This window comes from Streptomyces wedmorensis, from assembly GCF_000716445.1.
GTDB lineage: Bacteria > Actinomycetota > Actinomycetes > Streptomycetales > Streptomycetaceae > Streptomyces > Streptomyces wedmorensis.
The window spans coordinates 1-6,224 of sequence record NZ_JNWK01000119.1 but is presented as its reverse complement, the minus strand read 5'-3'; the positions used below and the strand labels follow the sequence as shown (position 1 = coordinate 6,224).

The 6,224-nt window shown below is 67.7% G+C and carries 1 protein-coding gene; it reads right to left on the bottom strand.

Annotated features, from left to right (window positions below; genetic code table 11):
* Nucleotides 1–38 precede the first annotated feature (38 nt).
* The coding region (locus tag OO54_RS40445; RefSeq protein ID WP_033212619.1) for an SNF2 helicase-associated domain-containing protein at nt 39–6,224 on the bottom strand (6,186 nt) is incomplete at its 5' end.

The window sequence follows — 6,224 nt, the reverse complement described above, 5'->3', positions numbered from 1 at the left end:
GCCCGGCGCGGTGGCGGTGATCTCGTCCTTCCAGTGGTTCAGCACTGAGAGCGGCGCGACCACCAGCGTCGGACCGGCGGTGGCGGGGGTGGGCCCAGGCCCATCTCGTCGGCGAGGATTCCGCCCAGGCCCAGCGCGGCCACCTTCGTCATCCAGCGCACACCCTGCGCCTGGTAGTCCTTCAACTCCCGCGCCAGCGACGGCACCACCAGCTGCTCACCGGTCCGGGGCGGCTGGCCGGCCTGCTCGATGAGCAGCGCCGGGTCCTGCGCGTCAGCCTCCAGGCTCTCTGGCAGTAGTCCGCCGCCCTGGAGGGCCCGGCGTGCCTTGAGGGCCTTGGCGACCACCTCCTCGTCGACGAGCACCCACTGCTCCCGCAGCAGAACGGCCGGCATCTGGGAGGCGATCAGGATGTCCATCTCCTCGACGGTCAGCTCGCTGCCGTCGTCGAGGGAGAGCTGCCAGTCGAAGCTGAGGAGCGCTTCGCTGCCCACCTGGCTGTCCGGGGGGCGATAGGCTGTGTTCTGCCCGGTGCGGTGGATTTTCACGGTGGAGGACAGCCAGCTCATCCGCTCCTTCGGCCAGAGCACCTCCACCCCCGACTCGGCCAGCTTCAGCGCCGCGCCCGCCAGGGCGCCGAGTCCCGCCCGGTCCAGCTCCACCGACTCCGGCGCGTCGTGACCGATCAGCGACCCCAGCTGCGGCCAGGCGACCGAGGCGTCCGACACCGCCAGCTGCACCTGCCGCCACACCGCCTGATCGCCCAGCACCTTGCGGACCGGGGCCGGCAGCTCCTGCCAGCCGGTGCCGCCCGGCAGCACCTCCACCGTGCCGGCCCCCCGGACCTGCAGCACTGCCCGCAGCCGGCCCGCCCCCGCATGCTCCACCCGCACCCCCACCCGCACCCCACCCAGACCATCCGCCTCCACAGGCACCGCCACCACGGGCGGAGCGTGCTCCGTGGCCTCCTCCCGCTGCCGCAACAGCTCCTCCACCAACGCCACCTGCTGCTCACGCGGCTTCATGCCCGGGGCGTAGACACGCTGCGCGATCAGCCACGCGTCCGGCTCCTTACCCACCGACGTCAGGGCATCGGCCAGCGTGCCCACCGCCTTCCGCATCACATCCCGCGCACCACCCTGCCGCGGCCCGTCACCCCGGAGACCGGCAGCCAGCCAGAACCCCTGCACCACGTACTTGGCACTCATGTTGCCGATCTTGAACCCCGCCTCCGACATGGTGAGCGGCTTGCCCTTGTCACCCACCTGCCCGGCCAGAGCGAAGACCGGCCTCATCCTGTCCACCGTGACCTCCGATTTGTTGTTTCTTCCCATGGTCACCTGGGCGCCGGAGGCGAAGAGCACAGCACGGCTGAGTATGATCTGCTTTTTGCTGTCTTTAAGCGTGGGCGGGGCGAAGTGTTTTGCGTGAGCGGAGGGTTCGATGGGAGGGTCGTCCGGCGACTGCAGCAGGGCGAGGTGAGCGGCGTAATCGCCCGCCAGCTCTTGGTCATATTCCTCACCCCTCGGCGGCTCAGGCATAGCTCCGCGCAGCCGGTCCAAATCGTCCAGAGAGACGGTATCCAGGCCACCGTCACTCGCCGCACCACCGAATTCTCCCATCGCACGGAACTGCCGCAGAAACTCCTCAACCATGACAACGTGCTGCGCCTCGGGCATTCGCCCGGGGCTGTAGACCCGCTGCGCGATCAGCGAGGCATCAGGCTCCTTGCCGGCAGAGGTGAACGCGTCGGCCAGCTTGCGCACCGCCTTGCGCACCACGTCCCGCGCACCGTTCTCGGTGATGGCGTAATCGCCGAGACCTGCCGCCATCCAGAAACCCCGCACATAAATCGCGGCACCATTTGACCCCATGGCCTTCGCGGCAGAGGCGGGGGTGTGAGGCCTGTTACTGCTCTGCTGCTGGTAGGCGATATCGATACTCTGGCGCAGAAATTTTGAGTTGAGATGTTTCTCGGACTCTCTGTTGAACTTGAGTTTGGCTCCGCCGGCGAACAGCAAACCTGCTGCCGTGTGGAAATACTTGTCGGAGCCCTGAGTGAGGTACTTATTGTGGGGAGCGTGGTCGAGGGCAGCCTCAGAGCGGGAGTGAGACAGAGCGAGGGCTGTTCCGTAGTCGGCCGCCAGGCGCGGGTCGCTGAACGGCTCTGCGGGAAGGTCGGGTGCGGCGTCGCGCAGCTTCTCCAGGTCGTCCAGGGGGATGGCATCGAGGTCGGTCGGTGCGGAGGTGTCCGAGGTCGTGGTGAGGGGGGCCGGGTTCTCGGCGTGTTGCCGCAAGAACTCCTCCACGATGAGGACCTGGTTTTCGAGCGGTTCTTCTCCGGCGGCGTAGATGCGCTGGGCGATCAGCCGGGGATCGGGTTTCTTGTCGGCCGTGGTGAACATGTCGGCCAGTTCGTACACCGCTTTCCGTACCACGTCCCGTGCCCCGTTCGGGGTGATGAAGTAGTCGCCGAGGCCTGCCGCCATCCAGTAGCCGCGCACCAGCCAGCCGACAGTTACGGCATCACCTGGTCCGTCGCCGATCAACAGACGAGCCGCCTTCGGTGCGGTAGGGGTTTCGCGGTCCTTTTTCGCCTGCCAGAAGAGATCGAACGTCGTTTTCATGACCGAAGCGGATACCCACCTTTTGCCAGCTTGGAGCTTGATGCGGGCACCGGATCCGAAGAGCAAACTGCTGGCGATGACTGTGCGCGTGCCTGTCTTCAGTTGCTCGGCAAGCTGCTCGAGGAAGTCCTTGGCGTTAAGGGGTGTGGTGAGGGTGGTGGGTGCGAGGGCGAGTGCCATGGCGTAGTCGGCGGCCTTGGCGGGGTCGTAGCCGTGGGTGTGGTCGGGTTCCTGGGGGTCTTGTCGGCGCAGTGTTTCGAGGTCGTTGAGTGCGACGGCCGCCAGGTCTTCGGCCGTTATGGTGCGGCTGGTGGTGGTGGTGCGGCCTTCGAGGACGTCCTGGATGCTGGGCGAGCCGGGGGGCTCGGCGGGTGGTTGCTGGTCGCGGGTGGTGTCCTGGGGGTCGAGGTCCATGGGGCGGGGGCCGTCGCCCCTGTCGCTGTCGCTGTCGCTGTCGCTGTCGCTGTTGCTGTGGTGGGGGCTGTCGGGGTGGTCGTCGTCCGGGTGGGTGTGGGGGGTGCCGGGTCCGGTGGCGGGGTTGCGGGTTTCGGTGACGTGGATGCCGTGGGGGCGCAGGAGCTCTTTGATGACGTGATGCTGGTGGTCGTCGGGGGTGGTGGTGACGTGCAGGACGGTGTAGGCGATGTGGTCGATGTCGTCGGGGGTGAGGGTGCCGTGGGTGTCTTCGATGGTGCGGGCGTGCTGGACGATGTCCTGCTGGAGGCGGTGCAGGGGGGTGCCGGGGCGGGGTGCGGGCAGCAGGCCGCGGCCGGCGAGCAGGCCGCGGGTGCGGGCGTGGTAGTGGTGCTGGCGGTGGGGGATCACGCCGTCGGTGGTGTGGGAGATGACGATGCGGCCGTGGCGGACCATTTGCAGGGCGGCGTCGTCGTGCAGGGTGCGGGCCTGGCTCAGTGTGAGGGCGGTGCCGAGGAGGGTGCGGGCCTGGTCGGGGTCGTGGTGGTTGTTGAGGCCGGTCAGTGCGGCGCCTTCGAGGATGCCGGTGACCAGGGCCAGGCCGAAGGGGTCGGTGGCGATGCCGAACAGGTCCTGGACCAGGGCCGGGATGTCGTCGCCGGTGTAGCCGGGCTGTGAGCGGGCGTGCAGGGTGGCGGCGACGACGTAGCCGGCCTGCCGGGAGAGTGAGGCGTTCACGCCCGGCGACGTGATACCTCCGCCTGCGCTGGCCGTGGTGGTGGGCTGGGGTGCGGTGAGCCGGCGGGGGGTGGCTGTCTTCATCCACAGGGTGGTGGCGGTGAGAGCCTCGGGGTTGAGTTCGCTGGTGTTGAAGAGGAGTTCGCCGGTCTGCTGGGCGGTGGCGTCGGGGTGCTGGTCCAGCATCCGGGCGACAACCTGGTGCATCCGGGCGCGCAGCCCACCCGGGGGCGGGGGGGTGCCGCGCAGGCCGAGGGTTTCCAGCAGTCCCCAGACGAACGACTGGTAGGTGTGGGGCGCATGCTGGTAGGCGAAGATCTCCACGGTGGTGGAGTGCGGGCTGGCGCCCGCGCCGTCGAGGGATTTCTGCAGCTGGAACTCGCCCACGATGGTGGCCATGTTCCGGGCCACCGAGGAGCCCATCCGGTAGGCGGGCCGCAGCCCGGCGGCCGCCAGCACGCCGAGCAGGAAGTACCGGCGGGCGGTGCGCCCGATGGGCGAGGTGGCGTGCCACACCATGGGGGGGTGCACGCTGGTGTGCGGAGCCCCGTTGAACACCAGCTCCACCAGCCGGCCCAGAGCGATCTTCCGCCCGGCCTCGATGTCGGTGGCGGCCCGCCAGATGGCGTAGTCGATCCGCTGCTGCAGCGTGCTGCCCACACCGGGAGGCACCATCACCGGCGCCCCGTGGTAGGACACCAGTTGCCGCGCCAGTTCGGGCAGCCGCGTGGAAACCGGACCACGGTCGAGCAGCCGCATCATCTGCTGCGCCACCACCACCTGCGAGGGAAACACCCGCCTGGTCCCGAACGCCTTCTGCGCCATCTCGGCCGGATCGTCCACGCCCTGATCCACCAGCTCCTTGACCCGCTGCAGGACCCTGCCGCGCACGCTCCCGGCCCTGATCGGCGCACCGATCAGCCCCAGCGCCTGCAACCACGCCTTACCGGAAACGTATCTCGTCGCTCTGCTCTGGCGCGTTTGGTCGCCGAATTTCTTGAAGCCGCCGAGGCTGCTGATGTCCTCACCGGCATCGACGGCTTCCCATATCTCGTCGAAGAACCCCTCCATGAAGCGCACCACATCGCGTCTGCCGAATCGGGTCGGGCGGTAGGATTCTAATCCGAAAGCCTCCAGCCAGCCGACCAAAGACGATCTTTCATCGGCATCGAATGTAACGCGATCCGGGTTGGTGGAATGAAGGATATCGTTCACGCGGTACGTGCCTGTTCGGACGATGGAGTCTGCCGCGGTGTAGATGGCCAGGTCGATACGGCGGGCGAGTCTCTGCGGCTTGGGAAGCTGGTCCCATTCCGCCTTTGCTCTCGGGCTGCTGCCAGACCCGGGAATCGCGGGGGGTCGCCTGTCGCCGACGGCTTCCACGATGATCTGCGCCAGTCCCGGGAACTGCGGGTCCTGCAGGTTCAAGTCCGCGCGCAGGAGCTCCTGCACGAGTACGACCTGGTCGATGCCGGGCTGCTCCATCCCCAGCAGCCCGGCCGCGATGGTCGCCGGATCGGAGCTGCCGGAACGCTCACGTTCCTCGCGGGCGGCCCGCGCGAGACGGTAGCGGACACCGCCCAGGGGGAGCGGTGAGTCATCCAGTCCCCAGCCTATATACAGGGAGCCATACCTAATCGAGGTGTGCCATAGGTCAAACTCACTCTGCTCGTCGTGGTCCGGTTCTCGCTCATCCCATTTCTGGGGGAACTTCTGAGCGAGTTTAGTGAAGGTGGGGATTTTGAATTGTCTTCTGGGGGCATGCATTTCATCGATCAGCGGCTTGAACTGATTGAAATCCTTCCACTGGCTGTGCAGTGCGCCGGTGAGGCCGGCGGCCATGAGCCAGCCCAACACCAAATCCCCATGGGGGTTTTCCAGTGGGCCTTCGTTGAGGGAGCGAGCGATGGCGCTCATGTTCAGTTTGTTCTTGTTGTGGCTGTGGGTGATGGTGTGGGCGGCGCTCCAGATGGCGTAGTCGATTTTCTGGGTGCGTGTGGGGTGGTCGGGGAGGTGGGGTTCTTGGTCGCCCATGAGGGTGGTGATGAGGCGGGCGGTGGCTTTGGCGGCTTCGGGGGTGACTTTGAGGGCGGGGGGTGCGAGGTGGGTGGCGAGGGTGGTGTGGATGGCGTGGAGGGCGGGGGTGGGGGTGGTGTGGGGGCTGAAGAGGGCGGTGGCGATGGCCTGGTAGTCGAGGCGGTAGGTGTTCTGTGCTTCGGCGGCTTGTCGCGCGCGGGTGAGCAGGTCGGTGTAGGCGTTGGGGGTGGTGGCGGGGAGGCTGGCGGCGGTGGGGTCTGGGGCGATGGTGGTGTCGGTGGTGTCGGTGGTGTCGGTGGTGTTGGTGGGGGGTGGGGTGTGGCGGGTGAGGTAGGCGAGGGTGTGGTGCCAGGTGTCGGCCAGGGCGATGGCCTGGGCGCGGGGGAGGTGGGGAAGGATCTGGCTGGC